Source organism: Marinobacter sp. (assembly GCF_040904845.1).
Lineage (GTDB): Bacteria > Pseudomonadota > Gammaproteobacteria > Pseudomonadales > Oleiphilaceae > Marinobacter.
The window spans coordinates 1-3,578 of sequence record NZ_JBBDSR010000084.1 but is presented as its reverse complement, the minus strand read 5'-3'; the positions used below and the strand labels follow the sequence as shown (position 1 = coordinate 3,578).

The window sequence follows — 3,578 nt, the reverse complement described above, 5'->3', positions numbered from 1 at the left end:
AAGTACAACAACTCACCGAGCAAAAACTGGAAGACATCAAAACCCGCCTTGAGGATCTCGAACGACTGCAGCTCGAGCTGGAATCGCTGCTTAACCTTTGTCGTGGCTCGGGCAAGGGCTGTCCAATTATCGAGAGCCTCGATTCAACCGACTGACAGGAGACCCCCGGCTGTGATTGCTCTGAATTAGGTGTTTACCTGGAGCTAACTCCAGGTACTAGGCTATAAGAGAATCCTCAGCCCGGACATTGATCATGCTTAAAAAGTTACTGGTTCTCACCACAGGTTTACTGCTCAGTCTGTCGGCCCTGGCTGCCGACAATCACTATGTACTCGGCGTAGACGGCCTGGCCTGCCCCTTCTGCGCCTTCGGTATCGAGAAGCGTCTGAACAAGGTCGATGGCGTCACCGACATAGAGGTCGATGTCGCCGACAGCGTGGTACGCGTGACTCTGCAAGAGGGCAAGACACTCACTGAGGCGCGGGCGCGTCAGGCCGTCAAGGAGGCCGGTTTCACACTACGCTCCTACTCAGAGGCTGACAGTGATATAGGAGGTAAGGATGCGCCGTAACAACTATCCAATTGTCGTGTCAGTGGTGGTCGGCGCTCTGCTGCTGGCCGGCGGGACCACGGCGCAAGCCGCTCCCAACACCTTCAACACCGCCCTGCCGGTGCCTCAGGACGAATACATCTGGCGCGAGCAACTGGTAGTGCGGGAGCGCTCCGGCGGCGGGTCCCTGGATCGCGATGTGTCGGTGCAGGCCCTGGGCAGCGTGCTGGGGTATGGCGTTAACTCTAAGCTCGCGGTGTTCGGCGTGGTTCCCTACTTTTTCAACAAGGAACTGGATGTCACCACGCCGATGGGTCGGGTCGAGCGCGACACCGATGGCATCGGCGACATTTCACTGTTCGGTCGTTACACGTTGTACCAGAATGACTTCACCGGGGGCACCTTTCGCATAGCGCCGGTGTTCGGTGTCACCGCGCCCACGGGCGATGACAACGACCGCGATGGTTTCGGCGAGCTGCCAAGACCGCTACAGACCGGCGATGGCGCCTGGGACGGCTTCGGCGGCGTGGTAACCACCTATCAGACGCTGCAGTACCAGCTGGACGCGCAGCTGCTCTACCGTGAAAACGGGCGTCACGACGGCTTCGCGCGTGGCGACGAGACGCGCTTCGATGCCTCGCTGCAATACCGCATCTGGCCGCACAGCCTGAAAGGCATGTCCGGCACGCCGGGCTTCGTTTATGCCCTGCTGGAATCCAATCTCATTCACCGTGAGCGCAACGAGATAGGCAGCGGTACCGATGCCAATTCCGGCGGCATCCAGTGGCTGCTGGCGCCGGGTCTGCAATATGTGACCCGGCGCTGGATCGTCGAGGGCACGTTACAGCTGCCGGTGGCGGAGGACCCCAACGGCAATGCCATTCAGGATGACTCCATTCTGCGGGTGGGCTTTCGTCGCAATTTCTAGGTGTCAGGGCAAGAGATGATCAAATTCGCTAAATGGTTGAGCTACAGCGCCGCCGCTATTCTGGTACTGCTCGCCGCACTCGCCTGGACGGGCGGTGCCATCAACTGGAATCAGGAACTGCCCTATGAACTGACCCGGCACTGGGGTGAAAAAGGCAGCGGCCCGGGTCAACTGAATGACCCTACCGGCATTGCCGTCACAAACACCGAAGTCTTTGTCTCCGATGCACGCAACGGGCGTATCCAGGTCTTTGGCCACGAGGGGCAATTCAAACGGGAATTCGGTACCGCCGGCGATGGCTCCGGCGAGCTCGGACGACCGATGAACCTGACCATCCACGACGAAAAACTCTACGTTCCCGAGTACATGAACGACCGCATTCAGGTGTTCAGCCTGGCTGGCGAATCCCTGGAGATCATCGGTGGTCCCGGTGCGGGCCCCGGTCAGTTCGATGCCCCGGGCGGTGTCGCCGTTGCCGACAATGGCGACCTCTTCGTGGCCGACTTCTACAATCATCGCGTGCAGCACTTGCGGGCGGATGGTTCCTTCGTGAAACAGTGGGGAACGACTGGAAAGACGGGAAAGGGTGCTGGTGAATTCACCTACCCTACCGATGCGGCACTCGCTGAGAATGGCACCCTCTATGTGGCGGATGGCTACGGTAATCGCGTCCAGGCGTTTGATGCCGGAGGCGACTTTCTGCGTAAATGGGGTGGGCCGTTTGCCATGGGCATCTACGGGCCATTCAAAGGCTGGTTAACCACTGCGACGTCAATTGCCATCGGCCCTGAAGGAAATATCTTCGTCGCCGATTTTTACAACGACCGCATCCAGAAGTTCACGGGCGAGGGCTCGTTCTTGACCGCCTTCGGCACCCCCGCCAAGGGCCCTGGCCAGTCAGAGATGGCGGTGGACGTGGAAGCCGACGGCACAGTGTGGACAGCCAACTTCGCCGACAATAGCGTTGAGAAATGGCAACCCGCTAAAAATTAGAGCAAAAGCCAAAGGGTTGTCTGCTCCCACGGCATTGGTTGGTGAGTGAGCCATCGTCGACCCCAATAAGCTAGTTTTTGACTAAGGGCGTTCCCTGGTTCCAGCGGGCGGGCCAGCCTGTTCGCCTCGGCCCTCTCAATCACCAACGTTACTTCATATTCTCGACCAAGTCGGCCACTTGGGTTATCAAGTTGCTCGCGACATTCTCCTAAAACTGTTGGCCTTCCTCAATGTAGCCCCGCCGCAAGCTGTGACTGCTCAGGGTCGGAACGAAGTCGAGGCCGCAGGTTTCACCGAGCGCATTCAGGATACGGTTCATAGACCCGGCTGACAGGGCGTTTGGAGATGCCTTCTTCCGCCACTTCGGTAACAATGGCGGTAAGTCTTTATTTACTAAAAAAGGCATTGAGCATCTGTTGAGCAAACCTTGTCAATCGTTAATTTGATTGGCAGCGAAAAAATTTGACCTGATCTTAGGTCCACCTCTTAAGATGGTTTGTGAAGCATTCGCTTCAATTGCGTTCAGCATCATGAGGAGAAACACAATGACATCGAACAATCGAAATGACGACGCGCTTACCCAGCTGTACCTGTGCCTGCGTCTTTGTGAGCAGTGTGCTGCAGAGTGCATTGAGCAAGGTTCTGCTTCTTTAGCCAATTGCATCAAACTGTGCCTGGCATGTGCGGACAGTTGTCGCCTTTGTATCAAAGCAATGAGTTATGGTCTAAACAACAGCAATGATATCTGTCAGACCTGTGCTCAGCTGTGCGAAGACTGCGCCGCTGAATGCGAGAAAGGTGAAGGCGACTTGATGCAGCGTTGTGCAGAAGCTTGCCGGAAGTGCGCTGAAATGTGTCGGCAAATGGCGGCTTAATCCGTAATAGAAGGGTAGGTGGGCGCCGAATCCGGCGCCCATCTACCCGCTGCTAACGTGCTGTTTGTGCACGGAGCCAAGCCAATTCAAAACCTGATATTTGGCCATCGCGCCTGCGTTATAAACGCATTGGGGTCTGACCCGAATGGCACTTACTTAAGACACCAGTAGAAACGTAACCTTTTGATATAAATGAAAACGGACGATGAATCCGGTATTGTGTAAGTCGCGA

4 protein-coding genes are annotated in these 3,578 nt (G+C 56.6%); all 4 read left to right on the top strand.

Translation table 11 applies throughout. The annotated features are described in order from the left end of the window. Positions 1–253: 253 nt before the first annotated feature. Complete coding sequence (locus WD429_RS11305) at positions 254–571, top strand: heavy-metal-associated domain-containing protein (protein WP_368422275.1); 318 nt, start codon at positions 254–256, stop codon at positions 569–571. Continuing rightward, positions 561–1,478 (top strand): transporter, encoded by a 918-nt coding sequence (locus WD429_RS11300; RefSeq protein WP_368422274.1) that lies wholly within the window; start codon positions 561–563, stop codon positions 1,476–1,478. Before WD429_RS11305 ends, WD429_RS11300 begins: the two co-directional genes overlap by 11 nt. Positions 1,479–1,493: 15 nt before the next feature. Beyond that, positions 1,494–2,471 (top strand): NHL repeat-containing protein, encoded by a 978-nt coding sequence (locus tag WD429_RS11295; protein ID WP_368422273.1) that lies wholly within the window; start codon positions 1,494–1,496, stop codon positions 2,469–2,471. A 491-nt stretch (positions 2,472–2,962) separates the two neighbouring features. After that, the gene (locus WD429_RS11290) at positions 2,963–3,346 is read left to right on the top strand and encodes a four-helix bundle copper-binding protein (RefSeq protein ID WP_368422276.1); all 384 of its coding nucleotides are present in this window, start codon (positions 2,963–2,965) and stop codon (positions 3,344–3,346) included. Positions 3,347–3,578 lie beyond the last annotated feature (232 nt).

What these genes read in the sequence shown, in the direction of transcription:
- WD429_RS11305 (WP_368422275.1), top strand. Translation starts at nt 254, where the DNA reads ATGCTTAAAAAGTTACTGGTTCTCACCACAGGTTTACTGCTCAGTCTG.
- WD429_RS11300 (WP_368422274.1), top strand. Translation starts at nt 561, where the DNA reads ATGCGCCGTAACAACTATCCAATTGTCGTGTCAGTGGTGGTCGGCGCT.
- WD429_RS11295 (WP_368422273.1), top strand. Translation starts at nt 1,494, where the DNA reads ATGATCAAATTCGCTAAATGGTTGAGCTACAGCGCCGCCGCTATTCTG.
- WD429_RS11290 (WP_368422276.1), top strand. Translation starts at nt 2,963, where the DNA reads ATGGTTTGTGAAGCATTCGCTTCAATTGCGTTCAGCATCATGAGGAGA.